At 65.0% G+C, this 18002-nt stretch carries 3 protein-coding genes; all 3 read left to right on the top strand.

Annotated elements, in window-relative coordinates; all coding sequences use genetic code 11:
• The coding region (locus AB4Y92_RS24745; protein ID WP_441822038.1) for a non-ribosomal peptide synthetase at positions 1 to 1245 on the top strand (1245 nt) is incomplete at its 5' end.
• Positions 1242 to 11246, top strand: a complete 10005-nt coding sequence (locus tag AB4Y92_RS24740; RefSeq protein WP_441822037.1) for an amino acid adenylation domain-containing protein — start codon at positions 1242 to 1244, stop codon at positions 11244 to 11246. The genes AB4Y92_RS24745 and AB4Y92_RS24740, both read left to right, overlap by 4 nt.
• A partial coding sequence (locus AB4Y92_RS24735; protein ID WP_441822036.1) for an amino acid adenylation domain-containing protein occupies positions 11239 to 18002 on the top strand: 6764 nt, incomplete at its 3' end. The genes AB4Y92_RS24740 and AB4Y92_RS24735, both read left to right, overlap by 8 nt.

The following is an 18002-nucleotide window of genomic DNA, read 5'->3' as shown; positions in this document are numbered from 1 at the left end:
GCATTGCTGTACGGCGGCCGCGTAGTCGTCGTGCCGTCGTTGTGTGCGCGTTCGCCATCGGAGTTCTACGACCTGCTGGTGCGCGAAGGCGTGACAGTGCTGAACCAGACCCCGAGCGCGTTCCGCGCCCTGATCGCGGCGCAGAGCGAACACGAGCACCAACTGCGCACGATCGTATTCGGCGGCGAAGCCCTGGAGCTGAGCACGCTGGTGCCGTGGCTGCAGCGCAACCCGAGATCGCGCACGCAACTCATCAACATGTACGGCATCACCGAAATCACGGTGCATGCCACGTATAGACCGATCACCGAAGCCGATGTAGCGACACCGCGCGGCAGCCCGATCGGCCAAGCCATCGCCGACCTGCGCCTGTACGTGCTGGACGGACAGGGTGAACCGGTGCCGGTCGGCGTGACCGGCGAGCTGTACGTCGCAGGCGCCGGCGTCGCACGCGGCTATTTGAACCGCGAAGAACTGACCGCGCAGCGCTTCCTGCCGGACCGTTTCGACCCCGATCCGCAGGCACGGATGTACAAGACCGGCGACCTCGGCCGCTGGTTGGCGGACGGCACGATCGAGTACCTGGGCCGCAACGACTTCCAGGTCAAGATCCGCGGCTTCCGCATCGAACTGGGCGAAATCGAGGCCAAGCTGGCCGCCTGCGAGGGCGTGCGCGACGCTGTGGTGATCGCACGCGAAGACACCCCAGGCGACAAGCGCCTGGTGGCCTACGCGGTCATGGAGCCCGGCGTCGAATTGTCGGTCGCCACACTACGCGAGTCGCTGTCGAAAGACCTGGCCGAGTACATGGTCCCGAGCGCATTCGTCGCTCTGGACTCGTTGCCCCTGACCACCAACGGCAAGCTGGATCGGCAAGCGCTGCCGGCGCCGGACCAGGCATCGGTATCGCAGCGCGAATACGAAGCGCCGCAAGGCGAAACGGAAACCGCAATCGCCGAGGTATGGCAAGAACTGCTGGGCCTGGACCGCGTCGGTCGCCACGACCATTTCTTCGAACTGGGCGGCCACTCGTTGCTGGTGATCGGCCTGATCGAACGCTTGCGTCAGCGCGGCTTGAATGCCGACGTCCGCACGGTGTTCATCGCACCGGTTCTCAGCGCCCTGGCCGAAACCCTTCGCGCGAATCCGAGCGCCGCAGACGATTTCCAAGTCCCCGCCAATCTGATTCCGGACAGTTTCCGGGATGAAGCGAACGAAGCAGATACCGAGGAGTTTCACGTATGACGCCACAGGATGTGCTCGCCCGACTGCGCGAGAACAACATTTCCGTACATGTCAGCGCCGGCGAACTGGTCGTGCGCGCGGCACGCGGCGTCATGACCGCCGAATTGCTGGCCCTGCTCAAGGAACACAAGGCCGCGCTGCTGGCGATCTTGCCGGACGAGGCGGCCGCAGCGCGGATCACGCCGGAGATGTTGCCGCTGGTGCAATTGTCGCAGGAAGAGATCGACGGCATCGTCGATAGCGTCCCGGGCGGCGTGGCGAATATCCAGGACATCTACCCGCTGGCGCCGTTGCAGGAAGGCATCCTATTCCATCACCTGCTCGATGGCGAGGCCGATGCGTATCTGCTGCGTTCGCTGATCGCCTTCGACAGCCGCGCGGGCCTCGATGCCTTCGTCGGTGCCATGCAGAAGGTGATCGCGCGTCACGACATCCTGCGCAGCGCCGTGCGCTGGCAGGGCGTGACCAAGCCGGTGCAGGTCGTGCATCGTCAAGCGGCGCTGCCGGTCAACGAGCTGGCGTGCGAAGCGGGCGAAGACGCCATGCAGTATCTGCTGGCGCAGACCGATCCGCGCCGGACCCGATTGGATCTTCGCCGGGCGCCGCTGTTGGAGGCGTATATCGTCGCCGATCCGGCGAACGGCGAATGGCTGCTGAGCCTGCTGCGCCATCACATGGTGTGCGATCACGTCACCATGGAATTGCTGCTGTCGGAAGTGGCCGTCGTGCTGCGAGGCGATGAGCGCGATCTGCCGGCGCCGCAGCCCTACCGCAACTTCATCGCCCGCACGCAGGCAGTTTCGACCGATCACCACGAAGCCTATTTCCGCGAGCGCCTGGGCGATATCGATACGCCGACGGCGCCCTTCGATGTGCTGGACGTGCAGGGAAGCGGCGACGCTGTCGAAGAGTCGAAGCGCGTTTTCAGCGAAGCGACGGCAACGGAATTGCGCGCCAGCGCCCGCCGTCTCGGCGTTTCGCCGGCGGCGTTGTTCCATCTGGCCTGGGGCCGCGTGCTGGCGCAGTGCAGCGGGCGCGAAGCGGTGGTGTTCGGCACCGTGCTGTCGGGCCGCTTGCAGGCCGCCGACAGCGGTCAGGTAGTCGGCATGTTCATCAACACGCTGCCGATCCGGATCGATCTGGATCAAGCCCCGGCTATCGAAGCGGTGCGCGCGACTCAGCGCGGTCTGGCCGAACTGTTGCAGCACGAACAGGCATCGCTGGCGTTGGCGCAGCGCAGCAGCGGCGTACAGGCGCCGTTGCCGTTGTTCACGACGCTGCTGAACTATCGCCACAGCCACGCGCCGAAACAGCCTTCGGACGCCGCGGCCAGCGACGTGTGGACCGGCGTGCGCCTGATCGGCGGCGAAGAGCGCACCAACTATCCGGTCACGATGGCGGTGGAGGACTGGGGCGATGGCTTCGGCCTGACTGCGCAGTGCGCTGCGGGAATCGACTCCGATCGAATGGCGGGATATCTGGAGACCGCGGTCGAATCCCTGCTGCAAGCGCTGCGCGAAGAACCGCAGCGCGCCGTGCGCAGCCTTAAGGCGATGCCGGACAGCGAACGTCAGCAAGTGCTCGAGACGTTCAACGCCACCGAGACCGATTTCGATCTCGACCAGACCGTACAGAGCTTGTTCGAAGCACAAGTTGCGCAAGAAGCGGATGCGGTCGCGCTGGTGTTCGAAGGCGAGCAACTGAGTTACGGCGAGCTCAACCGCCGCGCCAATCGACTGGCTCATCACCTGATCCAGGCCGGCGTGCGTCCCGACGATCGGGTGGCGATCCATATCGAACGCAGCATCGAGATGGTGATCGGCCTGCTCGCCATTCTGAAATCCGGCGGCGCCTACGTACCGCTGGACCCGAGCTATCCGCCCGAGCGTTTGAACTACATGCTCGCCGATTGCGCGCCGGTGGCGTTGCTGACTCAGCGCAGTCTGCGTGATCGCTTGCCCGAGTCGGATGCACGCCCGGTGTGGTGTCTGGACAGTGATGCCGGCTTGTGGGCCGCTCAGTCCGATGCCAATCCCGATGCCGCTGCGCTGAAGCTGACTTCGCGCCATCTGGCCTATGTGATCTACACCTCCGGCTCGACCGGCCAGCCCAAGGGCGCGATGAACGAACACCGGGGCGTGGTCAATCGCCTGCTGTGGGCGCAATCGCAGTTCCAGTTGACCGAGTCGGATCGCGTGCTGCAGAAGACACCGTTCGGATTCGACGTGTCGGTATGGGAGTTCTTCCTGCCGCTGCTGGCGGGCGCGCGACTGGTGATGGCGCGGCCGCTGGGACATCAGGAGCCGGATTACCTCGCGAGCATCATCGACTCGGCGGGGATCACCGTCGTTCACTTCGTGCCGTCGATGCTGCAAGTATTCCTGGAACAGATCTCCCCCGCCGAGTGCGGTGGGCTGCGTCAAGTGTTGTGCAGCGGCGAAGCGCTGCCGTACGCGCTGCAACAGCGTTGCCTGCAGAAACTTCCGTCGGCGAGCCTGCACAATCTGTATGGCCCCACCGAAGCGGCCGTGGACGTCACCTACTGGCGCTGCGATCCGCAGCAGCACACCGGCCGCGTTCCGATCGGACGGCCGATCGCGAATACGCGCATGTACGTGCTCGACGCGCAAGGCGAACCCGCGCCCGCGGGCGTGGCGGGTGAACTGTTTATCGGCGGCGTTCAGGTCGGACGCGGTTATCTCAATCGCCCGGAATTGACCGCGGAGCGCTTCGTGCGCGATCCGTTCAGCGCCGATCCGCAGGCGCGGATGTACAAGACCGGCGACCTGGGCCGCTGGTTGGCCGACGGCACGATCGAATACCTGGGGCGCAACGATTTCCAGGTGAAGATTCGCGGCTTCCGCATCGAGCTCGGCGAGATCGAGGCCAAGCTGATGGCCTGCGACGGCGTGCGCGAAGCGGTGGTGATCGCGCGCGAGGACGTGCCCGGCGACAAGCGTCTGGTGGCGTACGCGGTGATGGATGCGGGTATCGAACTGTCGGTGTCGGTGCTGCGCGAATCCTTGTCGCGCGATCTGACCGAGTACATGGTGCCGAGCGCGTTCGTGACGCTGGAGTCGTTGCCGCTGACGCCGAACGGCAAGCTGGATCGCAAGGCGCTGCCGGCGCCGGATCGCGACTCGGTGTTAAGCCGGGCCTTCGAGGAACCCGCGGGCGAGATCGAAGTCGCGATCGCGGCGGTGTGGCAGGACCTGTTGGGCCTGGAGCAAGTAGGCCGCAACGATCATTTCTTCGAGCTGGGCGGGCATTCGCTGCTGGTGATCGGGCTGATCGAACGCCTGCGCCAGCGCGGCTATTCGACCGACGTGCGCACCGTCTTCACCGCGCCGGTGCTGCGCGCGTTGGCCGAGCAACTCGCCGGTGGTCCGGTCGCGGAAGCCGATGAGGTCGCGGCCAATCCGATCACGCCGGAAACCACGCGCATCACGCCCGAGCTGCTGCCGCTGGTCGCGTTGAGCCAGGACGAGATCGACAGCATCGTCGATTCGGTTCCCGGCGGCGTGCGCAATTTGCAGGACATCTACCCGCTGGCGCCGTTGCAGGAAGGCATCTTGTTCCACCATCTGCTGGAGCACGGCAGCGAGGGCGATGCCTATCTGATGCGTTCGGTGGTGGCGTTCGACGGCCGCGAGCGGCTGGACACGTTCCTGGCGGCATTGCAGCAAGTGATCGCGCGTCACGACATTCTGCGTACGTCGGTGCATTGGGAGGGATTGCCGCGTCCGGTGCAGGTGGTGCATCGCGAAGCGCCGTTGCCGGTCGAAGCGCTGGCTGTGGATCAGAGCCGGGACGTGCTGCCGCAGCTGCTTGAGCGCACCGATCCGCGCCGCGTTCGTTTCGACCTGCGCCGCGCGCCTTTGCTGCGTGCGTATATCGCCGAGGATCGCGATAACGGCGAGTGGCTGTTGGCCTTGCTCAACCACCACATGGTCGATGACAACTACTCGCTGCAGCTGCTGCTCAAGGAAGTGCAGATGTTGTTGCGCGGCGAGCAGGACCGGCTCGCGCCGGCGATGCCGTATCGCAGCTTCATCGCGCGGACTCACGCGATGGATATGAGCGGACACGAGGCTTATTTCACCGAGCAGTTGGGCACGGTGGACGAGCCGACGGCGCCGTTCGGAATCTTGAACGTGCAGGGCGACGGCGATCTGGTCAGCGAGGCGCGCATCGGCCTTGCGCCTTCACTGGCGCTGGGAATACGCGATACCTCGCGGCGGTGTGGGGTGTCGCCGGCGGTGTTGTTCCATGTCGCCTGGGCGCAGGTGGTGGCGCAATGCAGCGGCCGCGAGGATGTCGTGTTCGGCACCGTGCTGTCCGGCCGTCTGCAGGGGTCGGAGGGCGCCGATCAAGTCGTCGGAATGTTCATCAACACCTTGCCGGTACGGCTGTCGCTGGCCGATATCGACGCGGCTCAGGCCGTGCGCCAGATGCATCAGCGTCTGGTCGAGCTGCTGCAGTACGAGCAAGCGTCGCTGGCTTTGGCCCAGCGCTGCAGCGCCGTGCAGCCGCCGCTGCCGCTGTTCACCGCGCTGATGAACTACCGTCACAGCAATGCGCTCACCAGCGATGAAGAGATCGCGGCCGCGGCGCGGGCCTGGAGCGGAATGCGGTCGATCAGCGTGGAGGCGCGCAACAACTATCCGCTGACGATGTCGGTGGAGGATCTGGGCGAGGCATTCGGCCTGACCGCGCTGACGGTGGCGGGGATCGATGCACAACGTCTGGTGCGGTACATGGAGCATTCGCTGACGTCGTTGCTGTCAGCGCTGGAGGACGGAAGTTCGCAAGCGCTGAAGAGGATTTCGATTCTTCCCTCGGTGGAGCGTGAGGCGATCCTGCACGAGTTCAACTCGGTGGATGCGTCGTCGCACGATCAGACATTGGTGGAGCTGTTCGCCGCGCAGGTTGCGCGGACGCCGGATGCGCCGGCTGTGTCGTACGAAGGGATGACGCTGAGTTATGTCGAGCTGGACCGTCGGGCGAATCAGGTCGCGCATCGTCTGATCGGTTTGGGCGTGAAGCCCGATGATCGGGTGGCGATCTGTGTTGAACGCGGCGTGGAGATGGTGGTTGGGCTGGTCGGTATCCTGAAATCGGGGGCTGGTTACGTACCGCTGGACCCGAGCTATCCGCTGGATCGCTTGAGCTACATGCTGACCGACAGCGAGCCGATGGCGTTGGTGACGCAGGCGTCGGTGCGGCCGTTGCTGGGTTCGCTGTCGGTGCCGGTGATTGAGCTGGAAGACGCGACGCTGGCGCAGGAATCGGAGCAAGCGCCTTCGGTTGCTCTGAACTCGGCCCACCTGGCCTACATGATCTACACGTCCGGTTCGACCGGTCAGCCCAAGGGCGTGATGATCGAGCATCGCTCGCCGGTGAACTTCTGGCGGGCGATGCAGGCGACCACGCATCGCGAAGTGGCCCCGGGTTCGCGGATCGGCCTGAACGCGGCTTACGCGTTCGATATGTCGCTGAAGGGCTTGTTGCAGCTGCTGTCGGGCCATTGCGTGCTGCCGATCCCTCAGTCGATCCGCGCAAGCGGTCCGGCGATGTTGGACTTTATCGAAGCGCAGAAGATCGACGCGCTGGACAGCACGCCGTCGCAATTGGATGGTTTGTTGGCCGCGGGCCTGTTGGAAGGCGAGGGCCATCGCCCTGTCAGCGTGTTGCTGGGCGGTGAACCCATTGGCTCGAAATTGTGGGCGCAGCTTCGCGATTCGAAGCGAATCCACTTCCACAACATGTACGGCCCGACCGAGTGCACGGTGGATGCGACCATCGGCAGCATCCGCGAAGCGACGGGCGGGCCGGTCATCGGCCGGCCAATCGTGAACACGCCGGTGTATGTGCTGGATGCGCGAGGCGAACCGGTGCCTGTCGGCGTCGTCGGCGAGTTGCATCTGGGCGGCGTCCAAGTAGCGCGTGGTTACTGGAATCGTCCGGAACTGACCGCAGAGCGGTTCGTCCGCGACCCGTTCAGTGCCGATCCGCAAGCACGGATGTACAAGACCGGCGACCTCGGCCGCTGGCTGTCGGACGGCACGATTGAGTACCTGGGCCGAAACGACTTCCAGGTCAAGATTCGCGGCTTCCGAATCGAACTGGGCGAGATCGAAGCGCGGCTGGTGGCTTGCGACGGCGTGCGCGAGGCGGTGGTGATCGCACGCGAAGACGTCGAAGGCGATAAGCGCCTGGTCGCCTACGTGGTCATGGAGTCCGACGCCGAGTTGTCGGTCGCTACGTTGCGAGACGCGCTGTCGAAGGACTTGGCCGAGTACATGGTCCCGAGCGCCTTCGTTGCGCTGGACGCATTACCGCTGACCCCGAACGGCAAGCTGGACCGCAAGGCCTTGCCCGCCCCGGATCAAGGCGCCGTGCTAAGCCGGGCCTTTGAAGCCCCGCAAGGCGACATCGAAATCGCCATCGCTGAAGTCTGGCGAGACCTGCTGGGCCTGGACCGGGTCGGTCGCAACGACCACTTCTTCGAACTGGGCGGTCACTCCTTGTTGGTGATCGGCTTGATCGAGCGCCTGCGTCAGCGCGGTTATTCGACCGACGTGCGGACCGTGTTCACCACGCCGATGCTGCATGCGCTGGCCGAACAATTGGCCGGTGAACCGGTTGCGGCCGCGGCCGAAGCGGCCGCGAACCCGATCACGAAGCAGACGACGCACCTAACGCCCGACCTGTTGCCGCTGGTCACGCTGAACCAGAACGAGATCGACGGCATTGTCGAATCGGTGCCCGGCGGTGTGACCAACATCCAGGACATCTACCCGCTGGCGCCGTTGCAGGAAGGCATCCTGTTCCATCACCTGTTGGAACAGGACCGCGAAGGCGACGCCTATCTGATGCGCTCGGTGGTCGCGTTCGACAGTCGCGAGCGGCTCGACCTGTTCCTGACCGCGTTGCAACAAGTCATCGCGCGTCACGACATCCTGCGCAGCTCGGTGCGCTGGCAGGGCCTGCCGCGACCGGTGCAAGTGGTGCATCGCGAAGCGCCGCTGCCCATCGAATCGATCGCGGTCGATCCGCGGAAAGAAGCATTGCCGCAGTTGCTGGAGCGAACCGATCCGCGTCGCATGCGTCTGGACTTGAGCCAGGCGCCGGTCCTGCGCGGGTATATCACCCAGGATGCCGCCAGTGGCGAATGGCTGCTGGCCTTGCTGCGCCACCACTTGGTCTGCGACCACGTGGCGATGGACCTGATTCTGTCGGAGATCCAGACCCTGCTCAGCGGCGGCACCCTGCCGCCGGCACGTGCCTACCGTCATTTCATCGCCCAGATGCAGACGGTGGCCGACGACGAACACGAGGCTTATTTCCGTGCCCAGTTGGCGACGGTGGAAGAGCCGACGGCGCCGTTCGGCATATTGAACGTTCAGAACGACGGCGAGCAGGTCGAAGAAGCGCGCCTGCCGCTGTCGATGGCGATGGCGCGCGCGATACGCGATGCATCGCGCCGTCGCGGCGTAACCCCGGCGGTGCTGTTCCACGTCGCCTGGGCGCGGGTGCTGGGCCAGTGCAGCGGCCGTGAGGACGATGTCGTGTTCGGCACGGTGCTGTCGGGCCGTCTGCAAGGATCGGAAGGCGCCGATCAGGTTGTCGGTATGTTCCTGAACACCTTGCCGATCCGGATCGGGCTGGGGCAGGACGCAACTGCATCGATCGCGCAGGTCTATGCGCAGTTGAGCGAACTGCTGGAGCACGAACAGGCATCGCTGGCGCTGGCGCAACGTTGCAGCGGCGTGCAGGCGCCGCTGCCGTTGTTCACGTCGCTGTTGAATTACCGACACGGCCATGCGGCGACGCCGGAAGACAGCGCGCAGGCGATGCAGGCCTGGAGCGGTATGCGTCTGATCGGCGGCGATACGCGCAACAACTATCCGCTGACGATGTCGGTGGAAGATCTGGGCGAGGCGTTCGGCCTGACGGTGCTGGCGGTGGCGGGGATCGATCCGCAACGGCTGGTTCGGTATATGGAGCAGGCTTTGGCGTCGTTGCTTTCGGCGCTGGAGGACGGGTCGAAGCAAGTACTACAGGAACTGCCGATTCTTCCCACTGCCGAGCGCGAGACGGTCCTGCGTGAGTTCAATTCGGTCGATGCGCAGCCGCACGATCAGACGCTGGTGGAACTGTTCGAAGCCCAGGCCGCGCGGACGCCGGATGCACCGGCGGTGTCGTACGAAGATGTGACGCTGAGTTATGCCGAGCTGGACCGGCGTGCCAATCAGATTGCGCATCGTCTGATCGGTTTGGGCGTGAAACCCGATGATCGGGTGGCGATCTGCGTTGAGCGCAGCGTGGAGATGGTGGTTGGGCTCGTCGGCATCCTGAAGGCCGGTGGCGGTTACGTACCGCTGGACCCGAGCTATCCGCTCGACCGCTTGAGCTACATGCTGGCCGACAGTGCGCCGATGGCGTTGGTAACGCAGGCGTCGGTGGGTCCGTTGTTGGGTTCGCTGTCGGTGCCGGTGATCGAACTGGAAGACGCGACGCTGGCGCAGGAGTCGGAGCAGGCGCCTTCGGTGGCGCTGAATTCGGCCCATCTGGCCTACATGATCTACACGTCCGGTTCGACCGGCCTGCCCAAGGGCGTGATAATCGAGCACCGCTCGCCGGTGAACTTCTGGCGGGCAATGCAGGCGACCACCCATCGCGAAGTGGCTCCGGGTTCGCGGATCGGCCTGAACGCGGCCTACGCGTTCGATATGTCGCTGAAAGGATTGCTGCAGCTGCTGTCGGGCCATTGCGTGCTGCCGATCCCGCAGTCGATCCGCGCGAGCGGTCCGGCGATGTTGGACTTCATCGAAGCGCAGAAGATCGACGCGTTAGACAGCACCCCGTCCCAACTCGAAGGTTTGTTGGCCGCAGGGTTGTTAGAAGGCGAGGGCTATCGTCCCGTCAGCGTGTTGCTGGGCGGCGAGCCCATCGGCCCGAAGCTGTGGGCGCAGCTTCGGGATTCGAAGCGAATCCACTTCCACAACATGTACGGTCCGACCGAGTGCACGGTAGACGCGACGATCGGCAGCATTCGCGAAGCGATGGGGGGTCCGGTCATTGGCCGTCCGATCGCGAATACGCCGGTGTATGTGCTGGATGCGCGCGGCGAACCGGTCCCCATCGGTGTCGTCGGCGAAGTGCATCTTGGCGGCGTCCAGGTGGCGCGTGGTTACTGGAATCGTCCGGAACTGACGGCGGAGCGATTCGTGCGCGATCCGTTCAGCGCCGATCCGCAGGCGCGGATGTACAAGACCGGCGACCTGGGTCGTTGGTTGTCGGACGGCACGATCGAATACCTGGGCCGCAACGACTTCCAGGTGAAGATTCGCGGCTTCCGCATCGAGCTGGGCGAGATCGAAGCCCGATTGGTCGCCTGCCAAGGCGTACGCGAAGCGGTGGTGATCGCACGCGAAGACGTCGAAGGCGACAAGCGCCTGGTCGCCTACGCGGTCATGGAGCCGGGTGTCGAGCTGTCGGTAGCCGCACTGCGCGAATCGCTGTCGAAGGACCTGGCCGAATACATGGTCCCAAGCGCCTTCGTCGCGCTGGACGCATTGCCGCTGACCCCGAACGGAAAGCTGGACCGCAAGGCCCTGCCGGCGCCGGATCAAGGCGCGGTGCTAAGCCGCGAATACGAAGCCCCGCAAGGCGAGATCGAAACCGCCATCGCCGAGATCTGGCAGGACCTGCTAGGCATCGAACGAGTCGGCCGCCACGACCATTTCTTCGAGCTGGGCGGACATTCTCTGCTGGCGATGCAACTGATGGTGCGTGTACGCGAGCAATTCCACGTAGACGTGCCGCTGCGAGGTCTGTTCGAACAGCCGGTTCTGCACGTGCTGGCCGACGCGGTCAGGGCCCAGCAGATGATGGAGTTCCTCGGCGATGAGCTGCAGGACATGGAAGAAGAGCTCGACGGTCTGTCGGAAGAAGAGTTGTTGGAAATCCTGAAGCGGGAGTCGGTCAATGAGTAAGAGCAGCGAGTCGCTGGAAGAGCTCAAGCGCAGCATCCTGTTGAACCGGCTCAAGCAGCGCGCCGCCGCCGGCGCGGCGGAACGCGATGCGCGCGATGCGATCGCGCATGCCGATCGCAGCCAGCCGCTGCCGCTGTCGTGGGCGCAGCAGCGCTTGTGGTTTCTCGATCAGCTCGATCACTCCGCCGGCGCCGCCTATCACATGCCGGTGGCCTTGCAACTGAGCGGCGAGCTGGATCTGTCCGCATTGCGCAGCAGCCTCGACCGGATCGTCGCGCGTCACGAAAACCTTCGAACCCGCTTCGTCAGCCAGTCCGGCGCGCCGGTGCAGGTGATCGATCCGGCCGACACCGGTTTCGCTTTGAATCAATCCGATCTGCGCGGCCTGTCGGCCGATGAGCAAGCCGCAGCGGTAAGAACCCAGAGCCGCGAAGAGGCTCGTGCACCGTTCGACATGGCCAAGGGGCCGCTGATCCGCGGGCGCCTGCTGCGTCTGAGCGAATACGAACACGTGCTGCTGGTAACCCAGCATCACATCGTCTCCGACGGTTGGTCGATCGGCGTGCTGGTGCAGGAAGTCACTGCGCTGTACGAAGCCTTTCGTCAGGGCAAGCCCGATCCGTTGCCGCCGCTGCCGATCCAGTACGCCGACTATGCCGCTTGGCAGCGCGGCTGGCTGCAGGGCGAGACCCTGCAGCGCCAGAGCGACTATTGGCGCGAGCAACTGCGCGGCGCCCCGGCGGTGCTGGAGTTGCCGACCGACCGGGCACGTCCACCCGTGCAAAGTTACGCAGGCGACCGTGTCTCGGTTCGGCTGTCTAGCGATTTGAGCGCGCAGCTGCGCAGCTTGTCGCAACGCCACGGCACGACTATTTTCATGACTCTGCTGGCCGGCTGGTCGCTCTTGCTGTCGCGCCTGAGCGGTCAATCCGAAGTGGTGGTGGGCAGCCCGGTCGCGAATCGCCAGCGGCGCGAACTCGAGCCGCTGATCGGCTTCTTCGTCAACACGCTGGCGCTGCGCGTCGACATGCAAGATGCGCCGAGCGTGGCCGACCTGCTGTCGCGGGTGAAGGCGACGACGCTGGCTGCATACGAACATCAGGATCTCCCGTTCGAGCAAGTGGTCGAAGCCGTGCAGCCGGCGCGCAGCATGAGCCACAGCCCGCTGTTCCAGGCGATGCTGACGATGAACAACACGCCCGGCGGCGGTGGCGGCCTGTCGTTGGCCGGCCTGCGGATAGCGGCGCTGGAATCGCCGCATCCGACCACGCATTTCGATCTGGCGCTGTCGCTCAACGAAGGCAGCGAAGGAATCGCGGGTAATCTCGAATTTTCCACCGATCTGCTCGATCGCGATACGGTGGAGCGCTATGTCGGCCATTTCGCGACTCTGCTGGCGGCGATGTGCGCGGACGATCGGAGTTCGATCGCGCGCTTGCCGCTGCTGAGGCGCGTCGAGCACGAAGCCATCGTCGAAGGATTCAACGGCGACCGCGCCGAAACCGGCAGCGGCAGACTGCTGCACGAACTGATCCAGGCTCGGGTACATGCGAATCCGAACGCGATCGCGCTGGAATTCGAAGGTCAATCGCTCAGCTATGGCGAACTGAACCGCCGCGCGAACCGGCTGGCGCATCGGCTGATCGAATCGGGCGTGAAGCCCGACGACCGCGTCGCCATCTGCGCCGAGCGCGGTCTGGACATCGTGGTCGGTCTGCTCGGCATCCTGAAAGCCGGCGGCGGTTACGTCCCGCTGGACCCTGCCTATCCGCCCGAGCGGCTGGCGTATATGCTCGCCGACAGCGCGCCGGTCGCATTGGTCACGCAGCGCGCTTTGCGCGACAGCTTGCCGCTGCTGCGCGATTGCGCGGTGCCGATGCTGGATCTGGACGGCCAGGACGCGGATGCGGGCAACGCCGACGATCCCGATCCGGGCGCTGTGGGCCTGCAATCGCGGCATCTGGCCTATGTGATCTACACCTCCGGTTCCACCGGCGAACCCAAGGGCGTGATGATCGAACACGCCAGCATCGTCGCGCAGGCTTTGACGCATATCCGCGCCTACGCGTTGACGCCGAAGGACCGCACGCTCGAATTCGCCACCTTCTCGTTCGACAGTTCGGTGATCGAGCTGTTCCCGGCGCTGTGCGCGGGAGCCACCGTGGTACTGCGTTCGGCCGACATGGTCGCGCCGGATAAGGAATTCGCGGATTTCCTGCGCGATCGCCGCTTGAGCGTGATCGATCTTCCGACTGCCTTCTGGCATCAGTGGGTGCAGGAAATCGGCGCCGGACGCAGCTTGCCAAGCAATGATCTGCGTCTGGTGGCGGTGGCCGGCGAAAAAGTCGAGCGACGCTATCTGAGCGCATGGCTCGCCGCGCCGTCCACGCGCGGCTGCCGCTGGCTCAATCTGTACGGCCCGACCGAAGCGACCGTGGACTCGACCTTCATCGCCTTCGATGGCGGCGCGGCCGTACCGGCGGGAGAAGTGCCGATCGGCCGGCCCATGACCAATACGCGCGTGTATCTGCTGGACGAAAATCGCCAGCCGGTGCCTATCGGCGTGGCCGGCGAGATTCACGTCGGCGGTGCGGGCGTGGCGCGCGGTTATTGGAATCGTCCGGAGCTGACCGCCGAGCGCTTCGTGCACGATCCGTTCAATGCCGACACGCAGGCCCGGATGTACAAGACCGGCGATCTGGGCCGTTGGCGGGCGGACGGGACGATCGAATACCTCGGACGCAACGATGCGCAGGTCAAGATTCGCGGGTTCCGTATCGAACTGGGCGAGATCGAAACCCAGTTGGCGGCATGCGAAGGCGTACGCGAAGCGGTGGTGATCGCGCGCGAGGATTCGCCGGGCGACAAGCGGCTGGTGGCGTATCTGCTGGCGCACGACGGTGTGGTTCTGTCCGGCGCCGCGTTGCGCGAACACTTGTCTCATCGCTTGGCCGAATACATGGTGCCGAGCGCGTTCGTGGTACTGGAGTCGCTGCCCCTGACGCCGAACGGCAAGCTGGATCGCAAGGCCTTGCCGGCGCCGGACCAGGGCGCGGTGCTGAGCCGCGAGTACGAAGCGCCGCAGGGCGAGATCGAAAATGCGATCGCGGCGGTGTGGCAGGAACTGCTGGGTCTGGAGCGGGTCGGGCGTCACGATCACTTCTTCGAGCTCGGCGGACATTCGCTGTTGGCGGTGCAGGTGGCTTCGCGCCTGCGGCAATCGCTGGGTCTGGAGATTCCGCTGCGCGATCTGTTCGCGCGGCCTACGCTGGCGGCACTGGCCGCCGGCTTGCAAGGCAGCAGCGGTGCATCGCAGTCGCCGATCGGCTTGGCCGACCGCGGCGCGGCGTTGCCGCTGTCGTGGGCGCAACAGCGCCTGTGGTTCCTGGATCAGCTCGATCACTCTGCCGGCGCGGCGTATCACATGCCGGTGGCGCTGCGGCTGAGCGGCGAGTTGGATCGCTCGGCGTTGCGTGACAGCCTGGATCGCATCGTGGCGCGACATGAAAATCTGCGCACGCGCTTCGTCACCGAGGCCGGCGCCGCGATGCAGGTAATCGACTCGCCCGATGTCGGCTTCGCGCTGAGCGAATGCGATCTGAGGGACCTGTCTGCCGATGAGCAGGCGGCGTCGGTTGCGGCGCAAAGCCGCGAAGAAGCGCGGGCGCCATTCGATCTGGCCCAGGGGCCGTTGATTCGCGGTCGCTTGCTGCGATTGAGCGAGGGCGAACATGTGCTGCTGGTAACGCAGCATCACATCGTCTCCGACGGCTGGTCGGTCGGCGTGCTGGTGCAGGAAGTCAGCGCGTTGTACGACGCGTTTCGCCAGGGTCAGCCCGATCCGCTGCCGCCGCTGCCGATCCAGTACGCCGACTACGCGGCGTGGCAACGCGGCTGGCTGCAGGACGAGACCCTGCAGCGTCAAACGACGTATTGGCGCGAGCAACTGCGCGGTGCTCCGGCAGTACTGGAATTGCCGACCGACCGGCCGCGGCCCGCGGTGCAGAGCTATGCGGGCGATCGCGTCCCGGTCCGCCTGTCGGCTGAGCTGAGCGCGCAGTTGCGCAGCTTGTCGCAGCGTCACGGCACGACCGTCTTCATGACCTTGTTGGCCGGCTGGTCGGTACTGCTGTCGCGCTTGAGCGGTCAATCCGATGTTGTGGTCGGCAGCCCGGTCGCGAACCGCCAGCGCAGCGAGCTCGAACCGCTGATCGGCTTCTTCGTCAATACCTTGGCGCTGCGAGTGGATTTGCAAGGCGCGCCGAGCGTGGCCGACCTGTTGTCGCGGGTGAAGGCGACAACGTTGGCCGCTTATGAGCATCAGGATCTTCCGTTCGAACAAGTGGTCGAAGCCGTGCAACCGGCGCGCAGCATGAGCCACAGCCCGCTGTTCCAGGCGATGCTGACCATGAACAACACGCCGGACGGCGGCGGTCTGAACCTGCAGGGGTTGTCGATCGAATCGCTGGACAGCGGCCAGGCGACGACGCACTTCGATCTGGAACTGTCGTTGAGCGATAACGGCGGGTCCATCGTCGGCGCGTTGCTGTATTCGACGGATTTGTTCGATCGCTCGACCGCGGAACGTTATGTCGCAAGCCTGACCGTGCTTCTGCAGCATTTGGCCGGGGAATCGTCCACGCTCGATGCGCTGCCGTGGTTGCCCGCTGGCGAGCGTGAGAGGGTGGTGGAGGCGTTCAATGCGACGGCCGCGCCGCGCCGTATCGAACTGATCCATCGCGCCTTCGAGGCTCAGGCTCGCGCTACGCCGGAAGCGATCGCGCTGGAGTTCGATGGTGCGCGCCTGACTTACGGCGAACTCAACCGACGCGCCAATCGTCTGGCGCACCGGCTGGTTGGCCTGGGGGTAAAGCCGGACGAACGGGTCGCGATCTGCGTGGAGCGCAGTCTGGAAATGGTGATCGGCCTGCTGGGCACGCTGAAGGCTGGCGGTGCTTACGTGCCCTTGGATCCGAGCTACCCGCGCGATCGGCTGGCCTACATGCTGGAAGACTGCGCGCCGACCGCGGTGTTAATGCATGCGGCTACTCGCGCATTGTTGCCGGAAGATGCTGTGTCGCCGCGTATCGCGTTGGACGCTGATGCGTCGTTGGTTGAGCAGAGCGAACACGATCCCGAGCCTGAGTCGCTCGGGCTGACGCCGCGGCATCTCGCCTACGTGATCTACACCTCGGGTTCGACCGGCCAGCCCAAGGGTGTGATGAATGAGCATCACGCCGTAATGAATCGTCTGGATTGGGGCGTTCAACAGTTTCCGTGGAACGCCTCGGACCGAGTGCTGCAGAAGACGCCGTTCGGCTTCGACGTATCGGTGTGGGAGTTCTTCCAGCCGTTGCTGTCGGGTGCGACCTTGGTGTTGGCCAAGCCGCTGGGCCATCAGGACCCAGACTATCTTGTCGATCTGATTGAAAGCGCCGGCATCACGGTGGCGCATTTCGTGCCGTCGATGTTGCAGGTGTTTATCGACCGGGCCGATGCGGGCCGCTGCAAGACTTTGAAGCAGCTGTTCTGCAGCGGTGAGGCACTGCCTTACAGCCTGCAGCAACAAGTATTTACCGCCTTGCCCGGGGTGGAACTGCACAACCTGTACGGCCCGACTGAGGCCGCGATCGAGGTGACGTATTGGAACTGCGCCGAGCCATCGCAACGGCGCGCAGTGCCGATCGGGCGTCCGGTAACGAATACGCAGATGTATGTGCTGGATGCGCGCGGTGAGCCGATGCCGGTGGGTGTCGCGGGTGAACTGTTTATTGCCGGAGTGCAGGTGGCGCGCGGCTATTGGAATCGTCCGGAACTGACGGCAGAGCGGTTCGTCCGCGACCCGTTCAGCGCCGATCCGCAAGCGCGGATGTATAAAACCGGCGACCTCGGCCGTTGGTTGTCGGACGGCACGATCGAGTACCTGGGCCGCAACGACTTCCAGGTCAAGATCCGCGGCTTCCGCATCGAACTGGGCGAGATCGAAGCGCGCCTTGTGGCCTGCGAAGGCGTACGCGAGGCAGTGGTAATCGCACGCGAAGACGTTGAAGGCGACAAGCGCCTGGTGGCCTATACGGTCATGGAGCCCGGTGCCGAACTGTCGGTGGCGGCGTTGCGCGAGGCATTGTCGAAAGACTTGGCCGAGTACATGGTCCCAAGCGCCTTCGTTGCGCTGGCAGCGTTGCCGCTGACCCCGAACGGCAAGCTGGATCGCAAGGCGCTGCCGGCGCCGGATCAAGGCGCGGTGCTAAGCCGCGAGTACGAAGCCCCGCAAGGCGAGATCGAAGCTGCCATCGCCGACATCTGGCAAGAGCTGCTGGGCATCGAACGAGTAGGCCGCCACGATCACTTCTTCGAACTCGGCGGACATTCGCTGCTGGCCGTGCAGGTCGCATCGCGCCTGCGTCAATCGCTGGGTCTGGAAATTCCGCTGCGCGACCTGTTCTCGCGTCCCACCCCGGCCGCACTGGCCGCGAGCGTGCAGGGTGCGCAGAGTGCATTCCAGCCGGCGATCACGCTCGCCGACCGCAATGCCGCGTTGCCGCTGTCGTGGGCGCAACAGCGCTTGTGGTTCCTGGATCAGCTCGATCACTCGGCCGGTGCGGCGTATCACATGCCGGTGGCCTTGCAACTGAGCGGCGAACTCGACCGGGCGGCGCTGCAGAACAGCCTGAACAGAATCGTCGCCCGCCACGAAAACCTGCGTACCCGCTTCGTCAGCCAGTCCGGCGCTCCGGTGCAAGTGATCGATCCGGC

This window comes from Lysobacter sp. TAB13, assembly GCF_052113885.1.
Taxonomy (GTDB): Bacteria; Pseudomonadota; Gammaproteobacteria; order Xanthomonadales; family Xanthomonadaceae; genus Lysobacter; species Lysobacter gummosus.
This window is presented reverse-complemented; position numbering and strand designations above follow the sequence as displayed.